This is a genomic window from Alicyclobacillus dauci, from assembly GCF_026651605.1.
Classification (GTDB): Bacteria; Bacillota; Bacilli; order Alicyclobacillales; family Alicyclobacillaceae; genus Alicyclobacillus; species Alicyclobacillus dauci.
In genome coordinates this window covers 4,576,683-4,599,388 of the sequence record NZ_CP104064.1, presented here as the reverse complement: position 1 = coordinate 4,599,388, position 22,706 = coordinate 4,576,683, and the positions used below count along the sequence as shown (strand labels likewise).

Below are 22,706 nucleotides of genomic sequence, written 5' to 3'. Positions count from 1 at the left end.
GGAGCCAAGAGACAAAGCCATGGCAAAGCTCCGAACGAACATTCGAGATATCATCGGTGCAGAACCAAACGCCGACGGAACAGCGAAGAGGATTCGCGAGACGCTCCGTGGCTGGTGGGCCTACTTCAGGATATCCTCTGGAGGCAGGAACGGACCCAGAGTGAAACGAATGATGAAGGCAATTCGGATTGATTCATCAAAGCAGATCGCTAAGCTCACCCGACCAAGTCGACGAGCTCAGCAAAAGCAGAAGATCCTGCAGGCATTACATTTGTAAGATGAATCGCTACAACTGAACATGTCACCCCTCTGTTAGGGCTCTAGAAACGGGCGCTGCGGCCGAGGGGACCGAGTGGGGAAGGGAAGGCTTCGTGCATATAGGCGCCTATATGCACACCGCGGCCGCGAACCTTCCCTTTTCCACGTCAGCAGAAGGTGATATGTTCTGATGGCTCTCGGTTGCCGGTCCTATCAAGGAGTTCCGAAATCACAAATACCCACCAGCGGGTATTGACTTTGAGGTGAAAGCAAAGTCGGACGTTAGATGCCCCACCGGGTACTATCATTGACCTTAGCAGTTGATTTGCCCTCTCGCGCACAAAATCTCCAGCATAAAACTCCTATGTAGAAAGCCCCAATGGTCCCCCGTCGTACATCTCGTGTGAAAAAGCGTCTGTCACATGACCGCTAGAAGTACGGACGCTTTTATAACCGCAGTTAGCTGCCAGTTAGTGAAAGAGATTAGCGAATGAAGTAGAGCGGCGTTGGGTATACTCGTGACGTTTATATTTCTCATGCATGAAGGTGTGTTTGATGATCTACTTCATTCAACAGGCGGAAACCGGCTATATCAAGATCGGCTACACGAAGAATATTGAACGGAGGTTGAAGCAACTTCAAGCAGACAGTCCATCAGAACTGGTTGTTCTTGCCACATTCGATGCGACCCAAAGCCACGAACTTAGGATTCACAAAAACTTTGGACATTGCAGGGTAAATGGTGAGTGGTATAATGACTGCCCAGAGATACGTGCCTTGATGAAGTCTGAGTATGCGCTGTTATTGATGGGAAAGGAATCGGATATGCCTGAGATTGATATGTTTATCGACAGTGCCATTTTCCAGTTGGAAAAGCGCAGGAAAATTAAAATGGGCCGTAGAGTGAAGAAGGACAGCTGGTGGGAAAAGACTACGGCACAATCAATAAGGAAATACCTCGAGCGTGTATTTGCTAAGGGCGGATATGAATTCACGGAAGAAGGTTCTTGTCTTCTGGATAAGGCGATTCAACGTATCGTTAACACCCCCTAGCGGGGCAGCAATGTTACATCAATCATATGGAGATATGAATTATCTGTAACCGAGGCCATATCTGTGGGTATCCCTATCACCCAATCGACCTTAAAGGGTGGGTAAAAGCGCCTTATACTGTGGCAATGGAAATGGTATCGAGTCGAACATTAGTTCATTAGTTCACTGTACTTGTTGAGTCTAGCATTTTGGAGCCTCAATATCTCAAGGAGCATCGTAGGCGACTGAAACAATTTTCCTTTTTTCTGTTCCCATAGGTCCGAAATGAGCTCCTGCGTGGCATAATGCATTCGCTGCATATCCACCCGTTCAGCTTCTTCCAGATACGTCTCAAACTGTTCCGGTGCACCATCATCGGTGGTGGGACACACCAGTTACGACGGCCTTATTCAACCTTATTTTCAGACCGGAAAATGGTGACTTTCATTTATCAAAGACCAAGGTTCTCTAGTTCTTGATTTTCAGCCACTTCGTTGAGCGAACATCGAGCGTGTAGCGTGATGTCTTGCGCTTGGCAACGACGCCTTCCCATTCAAGATCCTAGTCATCTTTTTTAGTTGCTTGCCTACACCAAAGAGCAGTGTGGGGGCAATCGGTTCGGTGGCTTTACGATGTCTGCGAGTCGATGAGGGACTCTTTCGTATGGTCATGGCCATTTGTCATCAACACATCAAAGGCAATGAATGTGGCTAGGTACGTCTTCATCGCTGACTTAATCTTCTGCTCTGACGTCAGCCGCCCACGATACTGGAAGTCATTGAATACAGAACGGCCACCTCGAATACATACACCCTCACAATCCATAATGGCCATGTCTGCTTTGATTCCAATCAATCCATAAGAGAACTCCGGAAACTTGTGCGTGACAATGTCCCCATTCCTGGTGTATGTATGCCTTTATAAGGTCTCCTTGCTTATGAAGGAGTATTCGGAAGCCATCCCACTTGGGCTCGAACGTATTGAACGTTGTCAAAGGATTCGGTGAATGGAGACACAAGCATTGGCTTGAGAAGATGGAGTAACATGACCAATTGGCATTGTCGCATTGGGGGCACTTGTGGCACTAAGGTATTGTTGAGGAACCGCTATATAGGGCAAAAATTCTATATATATTTTTGGGGCCCCTACGTGTTTTGTGGTGAATTCATGATTGGAGTTCCATGCCCCACCGGGTCTTTCTACCCGCGCTTCGCGCCGTTCATCGGGTCAGTGCCTCTACAATATCGACTCTTACCGTTCTCCCAAGACACGGCCTTGAAAATGGGCTCCCGTTGCCATCATTGGCCATAGATCTAAAGGTGGAGCGGTCTGTGACCTAGCGGTCACCTTATGTTCTTCCTTCGAGCTGTGCGGACTTAATCGTCAATCCTCTCTAGATGGTAGAGCAAACACTTCGTATTAAGGGGGACCTACAATTGTTACGCCGAAATCGAAACCACGAGGAAGTATTGAACTATCTTGCCACCCACTCTGTTCATGGTGCAATCAAGAAACCCATTTCTGGGATCGCCCGTGACCTGGGCATGTCGCAGCCGACCGTTCAGCGCGCACTAAAGTCTCTTGAGGCTAGGGGGCTCATTCGTATGATCAAGGCTGACAAAGCCTATGAGCCAAACACTATTGTGTATCAAGGCAACGACCTGTGCATTGAGGAGGAAATGACTTACGGTACAGATGCCATTGAAATGCTTCGCGCTGCGACGGTAAAGCTGGAGGAATACGTAAGGTTCATGGATCGCAAGGTTGCTCTATTACGTCAGCAACTTGAGGTTTTTGATGATTGGAAATCTCGCATCACCTCGACGATGCCAATTCCCGGTACTGGAGATCAGATGGTGATTGTGAAATCTTCCACCCCAGTCATGGCAATAGATGATGGAAAACAAGTGATGCAGTTTCAAGATTAGCTCTTGGTTCCTGATGGTATCTATCGGGCAATCGTCGACTCCATAACTTGAGTGGGAATGCACGTGTTCGTAGTAAGGTGCTCAAATTGCGGAAGAACCGAGGAATGGAAAACTGGCTCCAGGGTAGGCACGATGGCAGTCGAAGTCCCGGAAGTACGGTGGGTGATATGTGGATGTGGTCATGGTATCAGCGAGGATGCGGGCAACGATATCTTGTGAGAATTCCATGTGCCCGACATCGAACAGGTTCACGACAGCTTTAACGACAAGTGTTTCCCCTTTTGGGGGATCGAGCCACACGTCCAGGAATGCGTTTATTGGTTGCCTGGGGTATGGATTTACGCGCTCTCCGGGGGTACCGCGTTGACGCACTGATAGTTGAAACATTTTGAAACAGGATTCATCCGTATCAGGCAAAGACAACGGGCAGATTAATTCTGTGTATTATATACCGCAGAATATGACGATTTGCTCACATGATTCACCGGATTCTTGATGAACGCCATCATGAACACCTTTGCTGCTAACACAACCATGGCAAGCAAGCACTGAACTCGGAGAAGGTAAGGAATACGTTGCAGGACATCCTACTGGGGCCGGCACAGCTGTACGAGGCTTTGAGGTCGAAAGCGGAATCCTCAGAAATGGGATAAGCAGGCCGCACGAAGTGTTCCATGTCAGATGATGTTTGCAATAGTGTAGCAACTCGTACTGCTCGACGGTTTCGGAAGCCGCGACAAAGGCGTCCCCAAGTTTACCGACAGCGAGTGGCCGTAACCCGTGGCGATCCAGGGCAACACGCATCTTTTTTTCTGTCATGATGAGTAGTGCAAAAGCACCTTGAATTCGACGAAGCACATCCTGCGACGCTTCGTCGAAACTTCCACGTGCGGAACGAGCCAGTAGATGGGCAATGACTTCTGTATCGGTTGATGTTTGAAATATACTCCCTTGGTCATGAAGCACGTGCCGTTCGACCTCGGCATTCACCAAATTCCCGTTGTGTGCAATGGCTAAGTAACATGGCTCTTGAAGTCAATCGGTTGTTGCTCGATTATTTCCAGAGACGTGACGTTCTCCTCGTTGACTTCAAGTTGGAGTTCGGAAAGACAGCAGATAACGAAATCATTCTTGTAGACGAAATATCGCCGGACACCTGTCGATTTTGGGATATGCACATAAATGAAAAACTCGACAAAGATCGTTTTCGACGCGATCGCGGTGCGTCGAGGAAGCCTGTCAAGAAATCTTTCGCCGCATCGGATTAGGGGACTATGGTGACGGTTGACGGACAGTCGTTGTCCGAACTTGGCGGATCGGATTTGTGCTGATGTTGCCCTATCGGGCGAGGTCATTTGATGTACCGTCGGATAGGAGTAAATGTAAAATAACTCAGGAACATGCCGGAAGTTACATCGAATTTAACTGAGTAGAATGGAAGACAACGAGGTGGTTTAAAATAACGCCACCTCGTTGTGAACTATTATGCTTGATAGATCTGGTTGCCCGATTGACGAAACTCCTTGGATTTTTCGTTCATTCCCTCCGTAATTGCCGACTCAAGGTTCAGTCCCTTTTGTTCCGCATACTCCCGAATATCCTGTGTGATTCTCATGCTACAGAATTTGGGTCCACACATTGAACAAAAGTGAGCTGTTTTAGCCGGTTCGGCAGGAAGAGTTTCATCATGAAATGCAATCGCTCGTTGTGGGTCTAGAGACAGATTAAACTGATCGCGCCAACGAAATTCAAATCTTGCCTTAGATAGCGCGTCATCGCGTTGCTGTGCGTTTACATGCCCCTTTGCTAGGTCTGCAGCATGCGCGGCAATTTTGTACGTAATGACGCCTTCTTTTACATCATCCTTGTTGGGTAGCCCTAAGTGCTCCTTGGGTGTTACATAGCACAACATGGCCGTACCAAACCAACCAATCATGGCTGCCCCTATCGCTGATGTAATATGGTCGTAACCTGGCGCAATGTCCGTTGTTAGGGGGCCAAGCGTATAAAAAGGCGCTTCGTTGCATATTAACATTTGGCGATCCACGTTTTCTTTAATTTTATGCATTGGCACATGTCCAGGTCCTTCAATCATCACTTGAACATCGTGTTCCCAAGCGATTTTGGTTAGCTCTCCGAGTGTTTCCAGTTCTGCAAATTGCGCATCATCGTTTGCATCCGCGATAGAACCAGGACGAAGCCCGTCACCCAAGGAAAAAGCCACATCATATGTCTTCATAATTTCACAAATCTCTTCAAAGTGTGTGTACAGGAAATTTTCCTGATGATGTGCTAAACACCAGGCGGCCAAAATAGAACCGCCGCGCGACACAATTCCAGTGACTCGTTTTGCAGTGAGCGGAATATATCGGAGCAGTACGCCTGCGTGTATGGTAAAGTAGTCCACACCCTGTTCTGCCTGTTCGATTAAGGTGTCACGATAGATTTCCCATGTTAACGCGGCTGCTTCTCCGCCAACCTTCTCAAGGGCTTGATAAATAGGGACGGTCCCAATTGGAACAGGAGAATTGCGAATAATCCACTCACGCGTGGTGTGAATATTCTTCCCAGTTGATAAATCCATGACAGTGTCAGCACCCCAAAGTGTCGCCCATCTCATTTTATCTACCTCGTCATCGATGGATGATGCGACTGCGGAGTTACCGATGTTTGCATTAATTTTCACATGGAAATTGCGACCGATAATCATGGGCTCGCTTTCCGGGTGGTTAATGTTCGATGGGATGATTGCACGTCCTTCGGCAACTTCTTGACGAACAAATTCAGGGTCCATTCCTTCGCGAATCGCGATGAATTCCATTTCGGGCGTAATGATTCCCTTTTTGGCATAGTGCATTTGCGTGACATTTTTACCGGGTTTTGCACGAAATGGTTTGCGTTTTAACCCAGGGAATACATCTTGGTGTTGAGTTGCCGTAAGACCCTTCACTCCATCATCAATTGGCAAGATATCTCTTCCAGCGTATTCTTCAACGTCTTCACGCTCAAGAATCCAATTCCTTCGAATCATCGGCAAACCACGCCGGACATCCGTTACAGCGTCTAAGTCAGTGTAAATGCCACTAGTATCGTACACACGGACGGGGTCATTTACCTTATCCCCGAACCGTCCTGTCGACGGTGACAACTCGATTTCACGCATTGGAACGCGGATGTCTGAACGAGAACCCTGTACATATACCTTTGTACTGTTTGGAAAATACGAAATGTCATTCGACATGCTGGTTGCCTCCTTCTGTCGGTGAACACGGATGAGATGGGGCCAGCAACCCAAAAAGACCGCCGGATAATACTCGCGGCGGTCTGCACAATTGAACACAAATGATGTGCAAAGAAATCCCTACGCTGGCATTACCCAGATCAGGTTGACGGTCGGCGATACATTCGCCCTCTCAGCCCGGTTTGCCGAGCTCCCGTTTAGATTGTATTGTTGTTTCTACCATATCATTCACCGTTTGCTTCGACAACCCTAACGACTTCACCACAACCGATTGTTTAATTCGTAATTAGACCTGATTGTGGGCTGCTTGGTGAAGCAACCTCGTTCCGCGGAATACGACCTGAGAGATATGCCAACCGGCCAGCCTCTACACCGAGTGACATTGCTTTTGCCATCTCAACCGGATCGTTGGCTTTTGCAATTGCCGTATTCACTAGGACTGCATCGGCACCCAGTTCCATGGCGAGCGATACATCGGAAGGCGCGCCGATCCCGGCGTCAATGACGACCGGCACCCGGCCATTCACTAATTCAATGATCCGCTTTAAGCGTTCGGGATTCGGCAGTCCTTGGCCGGTTCCAATGGCTGATCCGAACGGCATAATGGTAGCACAGCCGACGTCGAGCAAGCGTTTCGCGACCGTATGGTCATCGGTTGTATAAGGCAACACAACAAAGCCCTCTTTGACGAGTTGCTGCGCCGCTTCAACTGTTGCAACCGGATCTGGTAAAAGTGTCCCGTCATCCGGTATCACTTCGAGCTTGACCCAGTTCGACAATCCTGCTGCGCGTGCCAACCTTGCTGTACGAACGGCTTGCTCTGCTGTATGGCAACCAGCCGTGTTAGGGAGCAGAAAGTACTTGTCGAGATCGATGTAGGACAACAAAGACTCCTCGCGTTCATCCAGATTGACCCGTCTAACCGCCACCGTGACAATTTCAGTGCCAGACGCATCTAGTGCGTCGCGCATGTCGATGAATGTGTTGTACTTGCCTGTGCCAACCATGAGGCGGGATCGAAATGTTCGGCCCGCTATCGTAAGTGGTTCCATAGATGTACCTCCTCATTATTCGCCTTCTGGGGTGTACACTGACGGGGGTTTCTGAAGTTTGATCAGCCTCCGCCAACGAAGCGGACAACTTCCACCGTAGCGCCCTCTTCTATAAGGACAGAGGGGTATTCTTGGGTTTCGAGTATGCGTTTGTTGTATTCCACTGCGATGCGTTCGTCGCCGAGCTCGAGTTCGTGTAAAAGATGTTGAACCGTAATACCGTGTTGCACGTCAAGCAGTTTACCGTTAACCGTAATGTTCATATCAGCACACCTCGCTTTGAAGAATAACGTGAAACGGTTGCCAACGTTCAGGCCACGGTTCTCCTTTAACGGACTGGGTAACCATATTCCCTGTAACAGGTGAAAGTAGGATACCATTACGAAAGTGACCTACCGCTACGTGGAGACCGGGATATTCCGGGATTTCGCCAATCCACGGTTGTCCGTTCGGTGAACCCGGACGAAGTCCCGTCCAACTCTGTTCAAACACGGCATCATGCAGGCCAGGCGCAATGCGCTGGGCGGCGAATAACAAGGACATAAGGGAATCAATCGTTACATCTCGATTAAATCCACTGTCTCGTTCTTCCGTCGCCCCAACAACAATCGTTCCGTCTCGCTTCGGAACGAGGTACACGTGATCATTGAAAACGGTCCTCCGGAGTCGTTGGCCGTGTCTTGGGCGGATCGTTAAAAGTTGTCCTTTCACGGGGCGAATCGTGCATGGGGTGGAAAATGGCTGCAATAAACGCTCAGCCCACGCTCCGGCTGCGACAACGACCGATTCACCGATGTAGCTGTTCGTAGCGGTCATGACCGTATAACCGCCGCCAGATAGAGGCTGGATGTCGGTTACGTGGATTCCTTCATGCACAGTACAGGTTCGGTGTACAGCGACGCCGAGGGATCGCGTTAGTAAGCGGGCATTGACGTTGCTGTCATCTGGCAGCAAGAGTGCGCCTAGGCACCCTGATAAGACAGGCTCCTGTTCTGCGACAGATTGACTATCTATCCACTCAGCGTTTGCGCCGCCTGCAGTCTGCCACTTCATTCGTTCATGAAGCGCTTGAGCCTCAGTCTCTGAATACGCGAGTTGAAAGATTCCATTATGCATCAATTGAGCGTCGATGCCGGTTATCTCGTATAGTTCGTTGACAAAGTTTTCATACAATGAACGGCTTTCCAAGCAGAGCTGGTAGAACGGCCCCGGCTCAGAGACTTCTAACTGTGCACCTAACATGCCAGCTGCCGCACTGGACGCTTCGCCGCCTAACTGGCCACGTTCAAGCAACAACACACGTCGTCCGGTTTGAGCGATCCGCCAAGCACTTGTCATGCCAATAGCTCCGCCACCTATCACGATCACGTCAAATAGTTCATCCATACTGGATCAGCCTTTCCGCATACAACCATTTTCGTGGTCTCCCTGGCGCGTTTTTTGTAGAAATGCGACCTTCGGAAGGAATTCGGACTTTTCCATTGCCCCTTTTAACTTCTTCACCGCATTGAGTGGATCCGTAGTATTCAATACAGCTCCAATGACAGCAATGCCGCTACATCCTGTTTCCAGTACGGTTTCAACATTCGTGTGGTCGATGCCGCCAATGGCAATAACAGGAATCGACAGTGCGTCTACTACACGACGGAGCGCGTACACTCCTCGAGGGGGTACACCTGGATGCGACTCACTTGCAAAGATATGTCCAAACGTCACGTAGTCAGCCCCAGCTTCTTCTGCCAAAATGGCTTCATCCAATTCGTGTACGGAACAACCAATTTGACCAGACCAGTCCGCCAGCTTTCGTAGCCTTACAACAGATGCGATTGGGAGGGACTTGGAGGCCAAATGAACGCCAGATATATCCGTCGTAATCGCAATATCTGCCCTATCATTCACGAAAATTTGAGAAACCAGATTTCGCTCTTGCAAATGATTTTGAAGTTGTCGTACCAGTGAATAGGTTTCACATGCAGGTGATTTCTTGTCACGGATTTGAATCACGTCCGCGCCGCCTTTCGCAGACTCTACGAGTGCTTGCAACAACGGTAGACGGTGTCGATTTCGATCGCTAATGATATGTAGTACTGGTTTCATAACTCACCTCGGAAACAATAGGGCATTAAAAAAGCCGTACCTAAAAACAGGTACGGCGGGTTTCCAGTCTGAACCCAACAAACGACACCTCTGGAGTCAAAAGAGTATTGTCAAAACGGTCGATTCGGGATTAGGCTATCATGGCGTCGACAGACGGTCAAGAAGGGCGATCCATTGTTTCTGCGTGCAAACACACGTGTAAACTAAGGTATGATGGACTCGAACACAGTATTCCGTTCATTCCATAAAGAGCTTTATTGAGGTGAAAGGGTGAACCCTATGACGGACATCGGACGATACTCCAGACAGGTTTTATTTCAGCCGATTGGGAGAGAAGGACAATCACTTCTTCGAAAAGCACGCGTCGCGGTTGTTGGGATGGGCGCACTTGGAACCGTTTTATCGAGTCAGCTTGTACGTGCGGGCGTTGGTTTCATCAGATTGATTGATAGAGATATCATTGAACCGTCAAATTTGCAACGACAGTCACTCTATGATGAGTTGGATGCAGAACAGGGAAGAGCCAAAGCAGAGGTTGCGGCAGAGAAACTACGGGCGGCCAACAGTGATGTAGAGATAGAAATTGCCATCGAGGATGTAAATTCACAGAACGGAGAGCGCCTTTTATCGGATGTCGATCTCGTTATGGATGGAACTGACAATTTTGAAGTTAGATATCTAATTAATGACATCGCTGTAAAGCACAACATTCCGTGGTCTTATGGGGGAGCAGTTAGTTCGTATGGAACAACTGCTTTCTTTCGGCCCGGGCAAACACCGTGCTTAGTGTGCCTTTTTGGACTAAATCAGACTGGTGGGGGACACGACACCTGTGATACGGTCGGTGTCATAGCGCCGATTGTGTCGATAATTGCATCGTATCAGATCGCAGAGGCCTTAAAGTATTTAACGGGCAATCTGCATGCACTTAGCAACTCCGTTACATATCTCGATGTATGGAAAAATGAGTTTCGTAGCGTACAGTTTGGGCTTCCGAAGGGAGCATGCCCATGCTGTCACCAACATCGGTTCATAGCACTCGAGGGGCGGACAAATGGCTTAACTGTATCACTTTGCGGGCGTAAGACGATACAGGTTCGGCCAACGGTAGGTCTTGGCGTTTCGCTGATGCAGATGGCCCAGCAGCTCGCCAAATTCGGAGAGGTTCGACATAACCCGAACCTACTTCGCTGTGATTTTGGAGATACACAACTCACACTGTTTGCTGATGGGCGTGCTCTCTTTCACGGGGTGGAAGATGAGAAGACGGCGCGTAATCTGTATGCAAGATACATTGGAATATAAGCAGCCGATGAAAACTTATCGAAGGAGGGATAACTGAGTTGGTGAACGTCAAAATCCAGTTTATCCAGGCTTGTCTGTATTTAAAAGGTCATGAAGATAGTAGTTCGTCTGCTTTAAGTTCTATACATATAAGGGATCATATTGTAAGCCACAACAATACTCCGGCAAATTTAGATTGCTTTACAAACTAATTATGAACCCGAATTTCGACAGGAAGTTCTGGCGACCTATCTAAGCTGATTTCTAGCGCCAGCTAACTCCCGTTAGACGGCTTGGGGGCGAACTCGCGAACCTTCATTCATGATCGCTCATCGGACCTAAATTGAGTCAAGGATATTTTTAATGCCTTCGCACGAACAGCCGAATTTAAACCACTACCGAGCCGCTAGCAGAGTCGTACCCGTGAAGCCGAGCTAAATGGGAGTAAGCAAGTCACTACGTCTAAAGATCGGGTTCCAACACTTCTAGTACTCTTCTGGTCCAAAAACGAACACTCACTAAAACGAATTACTCTGAGGAGCGGAATAGATAGCACTGGCCAATTCCATACATGAAGTGGGGATTAGCGGTTAGTTCTGTCCCTAAACCACGTATCAGCGAGAGGTCTCTGCTTGAAAATGAGAACCAGAAGAATGATATAGCTTCTCCATCGAGACCTCACTCCAACGAAGAATCAATTAGTGTCCAAGAGCATTACCCTATCCACTGATACGGTGAACCGTATCATAAGTAACTCAACTTTCGCAGAGCAATAGGTTATCAAATCCAAGGAACGGCAAGGGTTTGATGCGATTGAGATGTAGGTGTTGACAATATTAAAAGCACCACTTCGTCTGGTATAGTGAATGTGCGACCAAACACTACCATTCGAAAGAGGTGCTCTCCTTCATGATAGGCCCTACAGACGATAATAATCAACTGCCGCTTGAGATTCGCCCTGCCGTTCAAGAACTTAATGTCCTCAAACACCTGCGAAAATCTGGTATCACGAAGAAATTTGGGTTTCCATGTGCTTACCTGTTTCAACTCGTATTCGTGCTCATCTTCCATCATCGAAACTGGTTCCAGTTACTCGACAGTACCAAGGGAGAAACGTTCCCTGGCAAAGATTCCGTGTATCGCTTTCTCAATCATGCTGGATTCGCCTGGCGCAAATTTCTCGTAGCTCTCAGTGCAGAAGCCGTTCGCAAAACAGCTTCCCTAACGTCCTGTAAGCGTGTCAGCGTGTTTGTTGTCGATGACTCCATGTATGAACGAAATCGAAGTAAGTGCGTGGAACTCCTGGCCCGATTCAAAGATCACGCCCGCAACTGCTACTACAAGGGTTTTCGTATGTTGACACTAGGCTGGTCGGACGGACATACGTTTATTCCTGTGGACTTTTCACTCCTCAGTTCTGCTAAATCTCAGATTCACGGCCTGAGCCAGGCGATTGACAAACGTACCCACGGGTATAAGCGCAGAATGGAGGCACTTCGTCCGGCACCGGAAATTATCCCGGCTATGCTCGACAGGGCCCTGGCTGCTGGAATGAACGCCTCATACGTCTTGATGGACAGCTGGTTCACGTATGCTCCGCTCATCCAGGCGATTCTGGACAGAGGGCTCGACGTCATTGGTATGGTCAAGGCAGACAATAAACGGTATCTTCTCGGAGAACGACGTTTATCCTTGCAAGAACTGTACTACGCTGCAACACCCGTACAGGGGACGAACAAAGGCATTCTACGCTCTATACATACTCAGTTGAGCCCCGGCATCCCTATTGTGATGGTATTCGTTCGTCATCGGACCAATAAGAAGGAATGGTTGGCCATTCTCTGCACGGACACCTCCCTGACGGTTGAGGAGATTATACAGATTTACGGCATACGCTGGGACATCGAAGTGTTTTTCAAGTGCACGAAGTCGTTACTACGATTGCAAAAAGAGTTTCAAGGACGCTCTTATGACATGCTCATCAGCCACACAACCATTGTATTCTCTCGCTATATCGTACTGGCTTGGCAGCATCGTCAGAGTACTGATGACCGAACCTTGGGGAGTCTGTTTCTGGCACTATGCGACGAGGTGGGCCAATTGGATTGGACAGTTGCACTGAGTCAACTGATCGAAATCGTGAACGACGTTTCGAGAAAGGCTAGCAAGCGTATCTCAAACCTCATTTGCAGTCAATTGCAGAAGTGGATCGACGGCTTACCTAGATATATCAAGGCATACATGCCTGTTTCGGTCTGCGAAAGTTGAGTAAGTAACAGTAAGATTTTTCGTCATCCACTCCCTCTCCGTTAGAACAGTTCAAATAGCTCCGCAAACCAGCACTGGCTTCACATAAAATTACCCTCCCGACACCTCAAACTACAGATTTCTATCAATTCTCGCACTCCTTAACAGGAAAAATAGTATATTGGGTAGAATTACTATAAAATTATACATTCGACAAGGTTCAACTTTAGTTGACAAAGACGTTCAATATTCATGATAGGTGATTATATACAGAGGGTGGTTTTGGTGGGATTGGGTGCATTCAAGTCTAAACGAAGTTCGTCGAAATTGCGGAGTACGGCGAATGGAGAAAACATGTGGCCCGAAGGGTTACATGAGAGTGATATGACAGATCTTCAGGATCGTCCGAATCGAACCTCTAATTCGTTGATGTCCCCAGTTGATGATGAGGTCTCGTCTAGGCTGTTTACGTCTGTTGTGGCCATAGTGGAGGATCGTAGGCAGTTGTCAGCGGCATTGCAAGAGTATAAGCAACAGGTTGAGGATGACCAGCAGTTAATCGAGGCACTAAAGGAAGAACGTAAGCATGCGCAAGTGATGCTGGAGAAAAAAGAAGATGAGATTGAAGCTGGTCGCCGCCTGGCAGCAGAGAAACAACTCAAATACGACCAACTGTTGGACGACTACAACCAACTTCGCGCGAATGATGCAAGAGAGTATGAACTTCTTCAACAGCAAATAAAGGAGAGTCGCCTCAACTACGCAAAATTAGAGGCTGACTACACTCGGTTTCGGGCGGAAAGCACGAAAAATGTGCAGAAGTTGGAGAGCGACATTCGCAATGGCGTTGTGCAGTACCAGCAGCTAGTAGAGAAATATAACAAACTTCGCGACGAAAATGCGCGACTGGTGGCGCATATCGCTAAGTTCACAGAACAGATGTCTAGCTTCAGATTACATGACGTCTCCACTCAGCCACAGTTTGATCCTGTGCCGATTCATCCTACTGTAGAACCGGGTGAGCCATCTGATAAATAGTTCCCAGGGCATTGGGCTTTGGGTAGTTTATCTCGGTTTACTGGGGATGGGTGTAGATGCAATACGGTGATCTAAAAACTGTAGAAGTACTCAGCGTTGAAGAAGACCATTATGGTCCGTTCGCGAAGATAAACGTTCAACTTGTCGACGGTGAGATGGTCATTCGCTGGGGCCTCGACAGGTATACATACAAACATCTACGTAAAGTAGTCTATTCGGGATTTGGTGAATTTGGGCCAAGTGCAAACTATCGGTGTATGCTCCTACTAAACGGCGGTGGAAGTAGCCATTTGCCGAATAGATTCGTCAGCAGTTTGATGTGCCAACTAGGGACTCAATGGATTCGTATTGAGTTTCTTTGCTCTGCCTTGTTCTTGTCTAATCTTGAATGGCTGCGAAACGTTGAGACTGTACAAGAACTGGATGCTTTGTGTTTGGAACGATGGACTGAGCATGATTTGCTGTTGTCTGGGGCGGGCATGCCAGTAGACCTTACTCTAGCTACAAGTGGTATGGATGTACAGGCGCAGACCTCCAAGTTCACCAGGCCATTCGTTGTTCTGGCCGCTGTTGTCGTGTTTGGAGTGCTCTGTGGTCTCGTTGTATTCAGTCACTCTTATCAAACGGCAGCTTCTATTTTCTCTCGAGTCCATGCCTTCTCGCTTAACACGCAAGGGTCCACGAAGGAAAAAGTGGACAAGAATGAGCAGAAGGCTGCTAACGGGCCAATGACCTCTGTTGCGACGGGTGTGGGGAATGGCGACACTGGGGGCAACGGCCAACTGTCTTCAGGGAACCTGTCACAACTGCAAGTACAGCCTACGCTCCCTGTGGCGGATCTTCATGCAGTACCGCAGATTTACAAAGTGCCAAGTGGAGACGTGGCATTGACGTTTAACAATGGGCCGTCGCCTTACACGGAAAAAATCGTCCAGGAATTAAATCGATACCAAGCTCACGCTACGTTTTTCTTTATCGGAAGCAATGTTCGTCGACAGCCGGGCGTTGTCCAATATGTAGCGAAAAGTGGCAATGCAATTGGAGCACAAACCCTCGATTACCCTAATTTATCCATCATGTCGGCGTCCGAGCAAAAGAGGGAGATACTAGACGGCATTGCGGAGATTAACCGCTATGTCGATACACCCGTTGTTTTGTTCCGACCACCATACGATCTGTTCAATCGAACGACCGAAGATATCGTTGAGCAGAATCACCTCGTATTGGCCCTTTGGAACAGAGATCCGCGAGACTGGGAGGCTGCTACACCGCAACAGGTTGTTAGCAGCGTGCTGAGTAGCTCTGCGTCTGGGGGCGTCTTTGCCCTGCAAGACAATGAGACGACCATGTTAGCTTTACCGAGCATCCTGGACAAATTGGAGTCAGAGAACCTTAAGTTTGTCGTACTTTCGCCGAACGGATCGTAACGGGAAGTCATGCTTGACTTATGCAGAGCCTTTTCTATTTGGGAGACTAATTTCAAGGCCGATGTAGTAAGATAAAATGGTAGTGTAGTGATAGAGCTCGGTTGTTCTAAGTATGGTGGACGAAAGGTTGTACCTGCACACCCATATTATGTAAACAGGGGTGAGAACCTGGACAACGGAGCGTGAAAATTATCGAAAGGCGTGTAGGCAATGAACCGTTTGGAAGAAATTCTGGAATTCAATCAACGATTTGTGGAAAATCGTGAGTATGAGCCGTACCAAACGTCTAAATTTCCCGATAAAAAATTAGTTATTTTGTCCTGCATGGATACGCGACTCAGCGAGTTGCTGCCGCGGGCAATGAACTTAAAAAATGGTGACGCGAAGTTTGTCAAAAACGCCGGGGCGGTTGTTTCACACCCATTTGGGAGTATCATGCGCAGCATCCTAGTGGCTGTCTATGACCTAGGGGCGGAAGAGGTTTGTGTCATTGGTCATCACGGATGCGGAATGAGCAGTATCAATCCGGATGAAACCATCAAGAAAATGGTTAACAGTGGCATTTCGGATGAAGTCATTGATACGCTGGAGTATGCGGGTGTTGACTTGCATGCGTGGTTCCAACGGATCGAATCCATTCCAGACAGTGTTCGCGAGAGTGTGAATATGATCAAGAGTCACCCGCTGATACCAAAGTTGCTCAAAGTTCACGGCCTCGTTATTGACCCAGACACAGGTAAACTCGATCTCGTCGTAAACGGCTACGAGCAAGAATAACCCGTCATCCGCGTATATGTAGATGGCATTCCCAGTCGGGGGCTGATGCCCAATGCTGTCAACTTAAGCTGGAACGAATTGGGTAGTGGGATTTAGAAGACTTTTTAGTCGAGATCAACTATCCGCGGGTTGGGGAACGGGGCTACCAAACGTTCCCGCCAATCTCGGACCAGAGGGTACATCCAGAGACTTTTTACCGAGGTGCCGTACTCGTGATGTTCGTCTTGGCGTCCCCTGCCCGAGGTTTGGCCAACGTTAACCCAATTCGCCGCCCGGTAGCATGTTCCTGAGTACTCTGGCTCTACGAAGGTTTCCAGAATGACGGGTTCATACCCGTAACGGGATTGCCAGTCTGAGCGAATTCGTCGAGCAGCCAAGGCAAGTGAATGGCTCGCTAAGTGAGGGATATGAACCTTTGGCAGAATGAGAAAGCGGTTGTTGTTCACAATTCGCGCTCGATACCGAGTTCGCTGCGCCGGACTCCACCCAATCCACAGTTCTCGCGTCCTTAACGATTTGGCGCTGCACCAAACAGCATACATCCAACAATCTTTCGGCCCCCTTGTATCTGAACCCGAATCCAGTAACGTTGATGCGCTCCAACGGGGCGGCGATATCCTAAAGGATGGTACGTCTGCATGGTTACATTCCAGTCTCCTAGTTCTGACGAGAGCACTGGATCCACGCTGACCGGAGACACATCTTTGAGAGAAGACGACAGAATGGTTTCAACAGGTGTTCCGACCAGTTCTTTACCTTTGTTCCCTTTCGCCGGATTTCTGCGTACAGCAGTGGGGGAAAGCAATCCCGCCTGTTCGAAGTCTTCAAGTAACTTTAGGCACGCATCTACCTTCAACCGACCACTGGGTGCTTTCCAAGAGAGATTTTCACATAAAGTCGCCGCTAGCTCCTTACGGCTCAATCCCCGGAACCGCTCCACGGTAACCTGAATGAGTTCCATGTCATCCCGTGTAAACTCGCGATCCCCGACCCAAAAAGGCACATCCATAGATAGCATCTCATCACCTCATTTACAAGGGTCGTCGCTTGTTTTTTAGAATATTTGTTCACGCTGTTCTGCTTTTTCCTTGGATAGCTTCGCCCCTTGATGACAGGCACGATGTGGCGCGTTAATTCATCAACAATTCTCCTGTACATGGCCTCCCTCATCTCATCGTCGTCTTCGAGGAGGACCTCAACGAGTTTGTTCTTTAATTTTCCAACCAGGATGTTGTGGTTAATTTTATACTCGTCATGCTTACGCCTGGCGTTCTGGTCTTGTACCTCCTCTTGTGCGTCCTGTTCGATGATGGATGCCATATTGCTGAGCAAGGTGGTTGCATAGAAATCTTGCTCAATTACGGTTGGGGTCTCACCGGAGAAATTTTCGACTTCAAACTGGTGCTTGAGCGCTTTGAAGTGGGTTTCAATACCCCATCGTTTAAAGTAGATATCCCCCATGTCTGCTTCGCTGAGCTTGTCCCTCAGGAGGTCGGTGATGAGGATTTCAGTCTCACCGGTAGATAAAGTGACTTTCACCACGCGCAGGGTGAGGATCGTACCTACAGGAACGGGAGTCCCCTGTTTACGTAATTCCTTTGCTCGCTCCTTGGTAATCGTCAGTTGCACCGTCTGTCGTCTGCGTATCGACAATCTCCCTGTAAAACCCCGTTGAGACACGCATGACGAAATGAATGCCTCGATTCAGGAGGTAGTACAAAAACTCTGCCGATGGGTAGCCTCGGTCAAACAAAATTAAGGTCTGATAAGGCGAGATATCTGGAATGAGGGTAAGCATCTTCTCAATGTTGGTCTTGGCAAGATTCCGTTCACCTGTGTCATAGCGGCCCATGGTTGTGCTCACGGCCAGTCTGTTTTCTACATCGTACAAATGAGAAGAGAGGGCCCTTGCCAGCTTAAAGTCTTTGCTTTGATTGGTGACATAGCCATAATGCCGTTGAGTTTCCTTCGTGTTCGGAACCTCAAGTACACAGCCATCCATGGCCAACAAACGAAAACCCTTGTATGTTTTGTAGTCGTGATCCGCATAGAATGTGCGAATAAATTCGTCATTTAGGATTACGAAGGCGGTGGGTAGAATCTTCTGCCTCGCCTTGGAGAATGATTGCTTCGTATATGTAGTTGCTTGAGCCGATTCAGGCATGAATCGCTCCCGAAATTCGTCAATCTCTAACTGAGACGATTTACGAACCATGTTGAAAATGAGGAGCACAAGTGGAATGAATCCAATCTTTCTTTCCCTGGTGAAGTCCTTCTCACTTTTCCGCGCTTTGTTCTTGAATCCAGTGAACTTCATGATACCCGCCACACAGTCCATGAGAAACTTGGTTTTTTTTCATTTTAACACCCTCCCACTTCTCCATAGCAAAGGCGATTGGAGTTGTCCAGCGGCTGCTTACAAAACAAAAGAGGCAGGTGGGCTTAAGTGCTTCTTCACCCGCCTGCGCTCACTACCCAATTCGTTCCAGCTTAAGTTGACAGCATTGGGCTGATGCCCCCGACCCACTACTCGAGTACCTACCTGGACTTTATGAAAATGGATATTCACGGGGTTCTTTTTGCACCGAGATCCATTTAACCGTAGTGAATTCATCCAGTCCCCAATCACCGCAGTATCTACCGAGACCAGAATGTTTTTCTCCGCCAAAAGGAACGTTTGGTTCAACGTTGACCGTTTGATCATTGACATGAATCATCCCGGTCTTTATACGCTTTGCGACTTTAATTCCTCTTTCTACGGATCCCGAGTAGACAGCTCCACTAAGTCCAAAGGGCGAGTCATTTGCCACTCGAATCGCTTCCTCTTCACCGTCTACGGGGATGATAATGGCGACAGGGCCAAACACTTCGTTTTGAGCGATGGCCATATCATTCGTCACGTCGGTTAAGATAAACGGCTCCATGAGTTGCCCGTGTACCTGACCTCGTTGGAGCAACGTAGCGCCTTCGTTTACGCTCGTGTCGATTAGTTTCAGGATTCTGTCTACTTGTTTTTGGTTAATCAACGGACCGATGACAACGTCGTCGTTCGCCGGATCTCCGACCTTGGCGCGAGCGGTCGCTTCTTTAAATTTCTCGACGAACGCTGGATAAATGCTTCGATCCACAATCATTCGGTTGATCGCGATACAAATTTGTCCTTGGTGCATATATTTTCCAAAACAAGCTGCTGAAACCGCTTTGTCCACGTCAGCATCGTCGAGTACGATAAATACATTGTTTCCCCCGAGTTCCAGTGCTGGTTTTTTCAAGTTTTTCACTGCAAGGGAGCCAATGTTTCGTCCTGCCGCAGTCGAACCAGTGAATGAAATGACCTCGGGAATTGGATGCTCGACGAACGAATCACCAATCTCTTCGAGATCAGCAACGATCACGTTAAACAGCCCTTTGGGCACACCTGCTTGTTCGAATATCTCCGCGATGACAAGCCCCCCTGAAATGGGTGTCTGCGGATCAGCTTTCAAAACAATACCGTTTCCTGTCGCGATAGCGGGTGCCACAACCCGTATCGACAGATAGAGCGGCCAGTTCCAAGGTGTAATTGCGCCGACAACGCCAATGGGATCACGGTATACTCGGTTTTCCTTACCGGGTATCGCTGAGGCTAGAATCTGTGAGGTCATCTTGAGAGGATAAGCTGCTGCTGCCTTGATATCACCAATTGAACAATCTACTTCGACGTTTGCTTTTAGCTTCGAACTGCCTGACTCCTGAACTAGGAGGTCGACGAGTTCCACTCTTCGTTCTTCAAACAACTTTGCAGCCTGTTCCATAATACCGGCTCTTACGTAGGGTGAAGTCTGTTCCCATTCCCTCTGAGCCCGTTGTGATGCTTCGTAAGCATGATTGATATTATCACGGTTTGCAAACTTTAGTTCCGTAATCACTTGTTGATTGTAAGGATTAGTGACGATACAGGTGCGCTCACTCGATCCCTCTCTCCAAACGCCATCAATATAGATCTTGCTCCACTTTGTTTGAGCAACTACAGACATGCGGAAGCCCCCTTACGAATGTTTGGATTGATCCATCTCGTTCAGTGACGTCAAAACGACCTCGTATTTCAAAGCTCAAACGTGTTTCCTACCGGCACCATCCTTTCTGGGTAAAAAATCGCAGACACAGAAGAGTGTGAAAGCGGATACAGGGTTGTGGATTCATTATATAAAGATAATAATTTGTATAGCAATTCATAAAACACAATGAGCATGAGATTAAAATGTCTCGTGGAAAAATTTTAAAGGTGGAGAAGATACCGGTTTACGGATGAGAGAGACATTTGAAACACTGTACTGAGATCGAGAATGGCAAGGGCAGCACACATGGTTGGGGACTATATGAGGAAATAAATCTACTTGCAAAAGGAAAGTGGTATAAACAGGGGGGACAGTTTTTCACTTAGGCCGCAAGTCGAGTCATCCATTGGGCCCTTTTGGGCCTGGCTTTGGATTGTGATGTCGACGCACCTTCGTATGCTGGCTGAGTAAACCAAAAGTAAAAGACGCCAAGGGCCGATATTGGTAATTTGACCGAGGATGAGAAGGAGTGCGGTGATGATATCGATCCCGTCGAGCAGCGCGTTTGCATGTGGTGTTTTTCCCTCGGAGCTGATGTAGGCGAGGATCGGTCCCGTGAGGCTAAACCACATGGCACCCGAAGCGAGAAACACACCACTTACGGTGAGCTGGCCGGTCAACAAGAGAATTGCAGTCCAGATATCCACTGTCCGCATTGTAGCGGAAATGGCAAGTGCTCGCATCTCCCGGGGCTTTTCCCTGCATGTGCTTCACGCCCCCGATGTCGAATTTGTTTTTCTACGTATTTACAATATGCCGTATGACCCCTTAGGTATGGGTCCTCCCCCACGACGTATGTCGAATACCGGGCGGGCGGAAACTTGAGGCGGGCAGCGCGATCGCGAGGGACGAGTTGTTGTACTGGAGCAGCACCAATAGTATGATGTGCACGAGCTTCGAATCAAGGGGAGACAAAACAGTGCGACTGTATGACAAACTGAGCCAAGGAAAAAGGTACGGCGAAAAATTGGACATAAAGAATGTAACGTATGAAACGCTCCATCGCTTGTGGTGGAAGGAACAGATATCGGATGAAGCCATCGCCAAGTTATATGACGTCCCCAAAAAGAAAGTGACAAACATGCGACATAAGTGGGGAATTAAGTCCCCGGAGACCATCATTAAGGAGTTTGAAGAACGTTTTACCGGCATGATTCACCAGGCAGGGGATGACGAGTCAGCATCTGCTTCGCCAGAAACGAATTTCTTGATTCAGCGGATCGAGGATTTGAACGATATCGAGTTGGAATCATTACATGTTGAATTGGCGCGTCGCTTTCCCATATTTGCTGAAGCGACGAATGAAGTTGAGTTTCTGGAATTGGTGCGAAGAGCAGTGCGTGAGTTTGCGAGCAACGCGATCGACTGAAATGACTTGGCCGCCGGGAAACGTGTGACTTCCATATTGTGGATTTGGCGCTGGGATTTAGGCTGCAACAATCTTGAAAATGACCGATCACTCTACGGTCGCTCGGTTGACTGCTCGCAACGCGTGTGTACCATCGACGTTTGACGGTGAAAAGAGTGACCGGTCATACATAATGATTTAGGATCTTCTGACGGCAGTGTTCGTGAACGGTTTACGATACCGCACCGGACGATAGATAAGCTTGAACGACAGCACGAACGACATCCCCACGGCTCACAATACCGACAAGGACTCCGTCTTTAACCACCGGTACTTTTTTTATTTTCCGTCTGGACAGCAACTCCGCGACGTCGACCAGATCATCGTCTTCCTTGACTGTGATCACCTTTTTTGTGGCGAGTTGCATGACGTTCTTTTCAAACAGAGAAAATGCATTCTGTTTAAACTGGTCCACTTGGTCGATCTGTGCGTCCAGGGATTCCGCATAATAGTAGGTGCAGATGGTCGAGTAAGACAATATCACATTGTTTGTATGTTTGCCGAGGAACCGCATAATGTCGCCGTCACTGATGTAGCCAACGACCCGATAACCATGATCAACAATGGGCATACCGCTGATTCTGAGGTTCGAGAATTTCCTCAGAACATCGTGCACCAAATCGTCCTTATGGGCCACGTACACATCTTGAATCATGACGTCTCGAACTCTCAACTTCGATTCCTCCTTATTTGGCAGTCATGAAACCGCTTACTCATGTTTATTCTACGTCTAATTCAAATGTGTGTACAGTGTCACCGCAGGCCGTGCAAATCGTCGCTTGTAACCAGTATCCATGTCCTGCGTTACGGTGGGGTCATT

Annotated in this window: 23 protein-coding genes, 2 pseudogenes and 1 riboswitch; of the genes and pseudogenes, 10 read left to right on the top strand and 15 right to left on the bottom strand. The window is 48.3% G+C overall.

All coding sequences use genetic code 11. The annotated features are described in order from the left end of the window. Window positions 1–19 precede the first annotated feature (19 nt). Both NZD86_RS22900 and NZD86_RS22895 read left to right on the top strand, forming a co-directional pair. Window positions 20–277, top strand: a complete 258-nt coding sequence (locus tag NZD86_RS22900) for a group II intron maturase-specific domain-containing protein (protein ID WP_268044389.1) — start codon at window positions 20–22, stop codon at window positions 275–277. A 536-nt stretch (window positions 278–813) separates the two neighbouring features. Next, a complete protein-coding gene (locus tag NZD86_RS22895) occupies window positions 814–1,311 on the top strand; it encodes a GIY-YIG nuclease family protein (RefSeq protein ID WP_268044387.1) in 498 nt (165 codons plus the stop codon). Window positions 1,312–1,758: 447 nt separating this feature from the next. Here the strand turns inward: NZD86_RS22895 and NZD86_RS24575 are convergent. Next, window positions 1,759–2,190: pseudogene (locus NZD86_RS24575) on the bottom strand (ATP-dependent DNA ligase); the annotation flags it as partial. Between the two features lie 536 nt (window positions 2,191–2,726). Between NZD86_RS24575 and NZD86_RS22885 the strand changes: the two are divergent. Then, window positions 2,727–3,218, top strand: coding sequence for a helix-turn-helix domain-containing protein (locus NZD86_RS22885; protein WP_268044385.1), 492 nt, complete (start codon window positions 2,727–2,729; stop codon window positions 3,216–3,218). An 81-nt stretch (window positions 3,219–3,299) separates the two neighbouring features. Here the strand turns inward: NZD86_RS22885 and NZD86_RS22880 are convergent, their stop codons facing one another. Next, the gene (locus NZD86_RS22880) at window positions 3,300–3,605 is read right to left on the bottom strand and encodes a hypothetical protein (protein WP_268044383.1); all 306 of its coding nucleotides are present in this window, start codon (window positions 3,603–3,605) and stop codon (window positions 3,300–3,302) included. A gap of 57 nt (window positions 3,606–3,662) precedes the next feature. Next, a complete protein-coding gene (locus NZD86_RS22875) occupies window positions 3,663–4,208 on the bottom strand; it encodes a hypothetical protein (RefSeq protein WP_268044381.1) in 546 nt (181 codons plus the stop codon). Window positions 4,209–4,231: 23 nt separating this feature from the next. Between NZD86_RS22875 and NZD86_RS22870 the strand changes: the two are divergent. Next, window positions 4,232–4,506 (top strand): annotated as a pseudogene (locus tag NZD86_RS22870) (phosphoribosylaminoimidazolesuccinocarboxamide synthase); the annotation flags it as partial. A 195-nt stretch (window positions 4,507–4,701) separates the two neighbouring features. Here the strand turns inward: NZD86_RS22870 and thiC are convergent. From thiC to NZD86_RS22845, 5 genes are all read right to left on the bottom strand, one after another. After that, window positions 4,702–6,459, bottom strand: coding sequence for a phosphomethylpyrimidine synthase ThiC (gene thiC, locus NZD86_RS22865; RefSeq protein WP_268044379.1), 1,758 nt, complete (start codon window positions 6,457–6,459; stop codon window positions 4,702–4,704). Between the two features lie 100 nt (window positions 6,460–6,559). Further along, window positions 6,560–6,666: riboswitch (TPP riboswitch) on the bottom strand. Window positions 6,667–6,734: 68 nt separating this feature from the next. Further along, the gene (locus NZD86_RS22860; protein ID WP_268044378.1) at window positions 6,735–7,511 is read right to left on the bottom strand and encodes a thiazole synthase; all 777 of its coding nucleotides are present in this window, start codon (window positions 7,509–7,511) and stop codon (window positions 6,735–6,737) included. A gap of 62 nt (window positions 7,512–7,573) precedes the next feature. Further along, window positions 7,574–7,774 carry a sulfur carrier protein ThiS gene (gene thiS / locus NZD86_RS22855; RefSeq protein WP_268044376.1) on the bottom strand — a complete coding sequence of 67 codons (201 nt, stop codon included), beginning with the start codon at window positions 7,772–7,774 and terminating at the stop codon, window positions 7,574–7,576. A gap of 1 nt (window position 7,775) precedes the next feature. After that, window positions 7,776–8,897 carry a glycine oxidase ThiO gene (thiO, locus tag NZD86_RS22850; RefSeq protein ID WP_268044375.1) on the bottom strand — a complete coding sequence of 374 codons (1,122 nt, stop codon included), beginning with the start codon at window positions 8,895–8,897 and terminating at the stop codon, window positions 7,776–7,778. A 6-nt stretch (window positions 8,898–8,903) separates the two neighbouring features. After that, window positions 8,904–9,608 (bottom strand): thiamine phosphate synthase, encoded by a 705-nt coding sequence (locus NZD86_RS22845; protein WP_268044374.1) that lies wholly within the window; start codon window positions 9,606–9,608, stop codon window positions 8,904–8,906. A gap of 279 nt (window positions 9,609–9,887) precedes the next feature. On the opposite strand from NZD86_RS22845, the gene NZD86_RS22840 reads away from it, so the two are divergent. The 5 genes from NZD86_RS22840 (at window position 9,888) to NZD86_RS22820 (ending at window position 16,381) form a co-directional block, all read left to right on the top strand. Then, the gene (locus NZD86_RS22840; protein ID WP_268044373.1) at window positions 9,888–10,913 is read left to right on the top strand and encodes a ThiF family adenylyltransferase; all 1,026 of its coding nucleotides are present in this window, start codon (window positions 9,888–9,890) and stop codon (window positions 10,911–10,913) included. Between the two features lie 888 nt (window positions 10,914–11,801). Then, window positions 11,802–13,160 (top strand): IS4 family transposase, encoded by a 1,359-nt coding sequence (locus NZD86_RS22835; protein WP_268044372.1) that lies wholly within the window; start codon window positions 11,802–11,804, stop codon window positions 13,158–13,160. Window positions 13,161–13,523: 363 nt separating this feature from the next. Next, complete coding sequence (locus tag NZD86_RS22830) at window positions 13,524–14,177, top strand: hypothetical protein (protein ID WP_268044371.1); 654 nt, start codon at window positions 13,524–13,526, stop codon at window positions 14,175–14,177. Window positions 14,178–14,233: 56 nt separating this feature from the next. Next, complete coding sequence (locus NZD86_RS22825) at window positions 14,234–15,604, top strand: polysaccharide deacetylase family protein (RefSeq protein WP_268044370.1); 1,371 nt, start codon at window positions 14,234–14,236, stop codon at window positions 15,602–15,604. A gap of 210 nt (window positions 15,605–15,814) precedes the next feature. Continuing rightward, a complete protein-coding gene (locus NZD86_RS22820; protein ID WP_268044369.1) occupies window positions 15,815–16,381 on the top strand; it encodes a beta-class carbonic anhydrase in 567 nt (188 codons plus the stop codon). A 104-nt stretch (window positions 16,382–16,485) separates the two neighbouring features. On the opposite strand, the gene NZD86_RS24570 is transcribed toward NZD86_RS22820, so the two are convergent. From NZD86_RS24570 to NZD86_RS22795, 6 genes are all read right to left on the bottom strand, one after another. Beyond that, entirely contained in the window at window positions 16,486–16,923 is a 438-nt protein-coding gene (locus NZD86_RS24570; RefSeq protein ID WP_326492618.1) for a Druantia anti-phage system protein DruA, read from the bottom strand. Beyond that, window positions 16,890–17,342: a hypothetical protein gene (locus tag NZD86_RS24565; protein WP_326492617.1), complete on the bottom strand. Its 453-nt coding sequence runs from the start codon at window positions 17,340–17,342 to the stop codon at window positions 16,890–16,892. Before NZD86_RS24565 ends, NZD86_RS24570 begins: the two co-directional genes overlap by 34 nt. Next, a complete protein-coding gene (locus NZD86_RS22810; RefSeq protein WP_268044368.1) occupies window positions 17,300–18,010 on the bottom strand; it encodes a transposase in 711 nt (236 codons plus the stop codon). Before NZD86_RS22810 ends, NZD86_RS24565 begins: the two co-directional genes overlap by 43 nt. Then, complete coding sequence (locus tag NZD86_RS22805; RefSeq protein WP_268044367.1) at window positions 17,967–18,710, bottom strand: transposase; 744 nt, start codon at window positions 18,708–18,710, stop codon at window positions 17,967–17,969. Before NZD86_RS22805 ends, NZD86_RS22810 begins: the two co-directional genes overlap by 44 nt. A 220-nt stretch (window positions 18,711–18,930) precedes the next feature. Then, window positions 18,931–20,397, bottom strand: coding sequence for an aldehyde dehydrogenase family protein (locus NZD86_RS22800; RefSeq protein ID WP_268044366.1), 1,467 nt, complete (start codon window positions 20,395–20,397; stop codon window positions 18,931–18,933). Between the two features lie 356 nt (window positions 20,398–20,753). Beyond that, entirely contained in the window at window positions 20,754–21,161 is a 408-nt protein-coding gene (locus tag NZD86_RS22795) for a hypothetical protein (protein ID WP_268044365.1), read from the bottom strand. 236 nt (window positions 21,162–21,397) lie between these two features. Between NZD86_RS22795 and NZD86_RS22790 the strand changes: the two genes are divergently transcribed. Then, on the top strand, window positions 21,398–21,847 hold the full coding sequence (locus NZD86_RS22790; protein ID WP_268044364.1) for a hypothetical protein: 450 nt from the start codon (window positions 21,398–21,400) through the stop codon (window positions 21,845–21,847). Window positions 21,848–22,058: 211 nt separating this feature from the next. Here the strand turns inward: NZD86_RS22790 and NZD86_RS22785 are convergent, their stop codons facing one another. Beyond that, complete coding sequence (locus tag NZD86_RS22785; RefSeq protein ID WP_268044362.1) at window positions 22,059–22,559, bottom strand: CBS domain-containing protein; 501 nt, start codon at window positions 22,557–22,559, stop codon at window positions 22,059–22,061. Window positions 22,560–22,706 lie beyond the last annotated feature (147 nt).

Bases quoted from the DNA above. Each gene is read 5' to 3' on its own strand.
- NZD86_RS22845 (WP_268044374.1), bottom strand. From the start codon at position 9,608: ATGAAACCAGTACTACATATCATTAGCGATCGAAATCGACACCGTCTA.
- NZD86_RS24565 (WP_326492617.1), bottom strand. From the start codon at position 17,342: ATGGAACTCATTCAGGTTACCGTGGAGCGGTTCCGGGGATTGAGCCGT.
- thiS (WP_268044376.1), bottom strand. From the start codon at position 7,774: ATGAACATTACGGTTAACGGTAAACTGCTTGACGTGCAACACGGTATT.
- NZD86_RS22835 (WP_268044372.1), top strand. From the start codon at position 11,802: ATGATAGGCCCTACAGACGATAATAATCAACTGCCGCTTGAGATTCGC.
- thiC (WP_268044379.1), bottom strand. From the start codon at position 6,459: ATGTCGAATGACATTTCGTATTTTCCAAACAGTACAAAGGTATATGTA.
- NZD86_RS22895 (WP_268044387.1), top strand. From the start codon at position 814: ATGATCTACTTCATTCAACAGGCGGAAACCGGCTATATCAAGATCGGC.
- thiO (WP_268044375.1), bottom strand. From the start codon at position 8,897: ATGGATGAACTATTTGACGTGATCGTGATAGGTGGCGGAGCTATTGGC.
- NZD86_RS22825 (WP_268044370.1), top strand. From the start codon at position 14,234: ATGCAATACGGTGATCTAAAAACTGTAGAAGTACTCAGCGTTGAAGAA.
- NZD86_RS22900 (WP_268044389.1), top strand. From the start codon at position 20: ATGGCAAAGCTCCGAACGAACATTCGAGATATCATCGGTGCAGAACCA.
- NZD86_RS22800 (WP_268044366.1), bottom strand. From the start codon at position 20,397: ATGTCTGTAGTTGCTCAAACAAAGTGGAGCAAGATCTATATTGATGGC.
- NZD86_RS22795 (WP_268044365.1), bottom strand. From the start codon at position 21,161: ATGCGAGCACTTGCCATTTCCGCTACAATGCGGACAGTGGATATCTGG.
- NZD86_RS24570 (WP_326492618.1), bottom strand. From the start codon at position 16,923: ATGTATGCTGTTTGGTGCAGCGCCAAATCGTTAAGGACGCGAGAACTG.
- NZD86_RS22830 (WP_268044371.1), top strand. From the start codon at position 13,524: ATGACAGATCTTCAGGATCGTCCGAATCGAACCTCTAATTCGTTGATG.
- NZD86_RS22820 (WP_268044369.1), top strand. From the start codon at position 15,815: ATGAACCGTTTGGAAGAAATTCTGGAATTCAATCAACGATTTGTGGAA.
- NZD86_RS22860 (WP_268044378.1), bottom strand. From the start codon at position 7,511: ATGGAACCACTTACGATAGCGGGCCGAACATTTCGATCCCGCCTCATG.
- NZD86_RS22840 (WP_268044373.1), top strand. From the start codon at position 9,888: ATGACGGACATCGGACGATACTCCAGACAGGTTTTATTTCAGCCGATT.
- NZD86_RS22880 (WP_268044383.1), bottom strand. From the start codon at position 3,605: ATGTTTCAACTATCAGTGCGTCAACGCGGTACCCCCGGAGAGCGCGTA.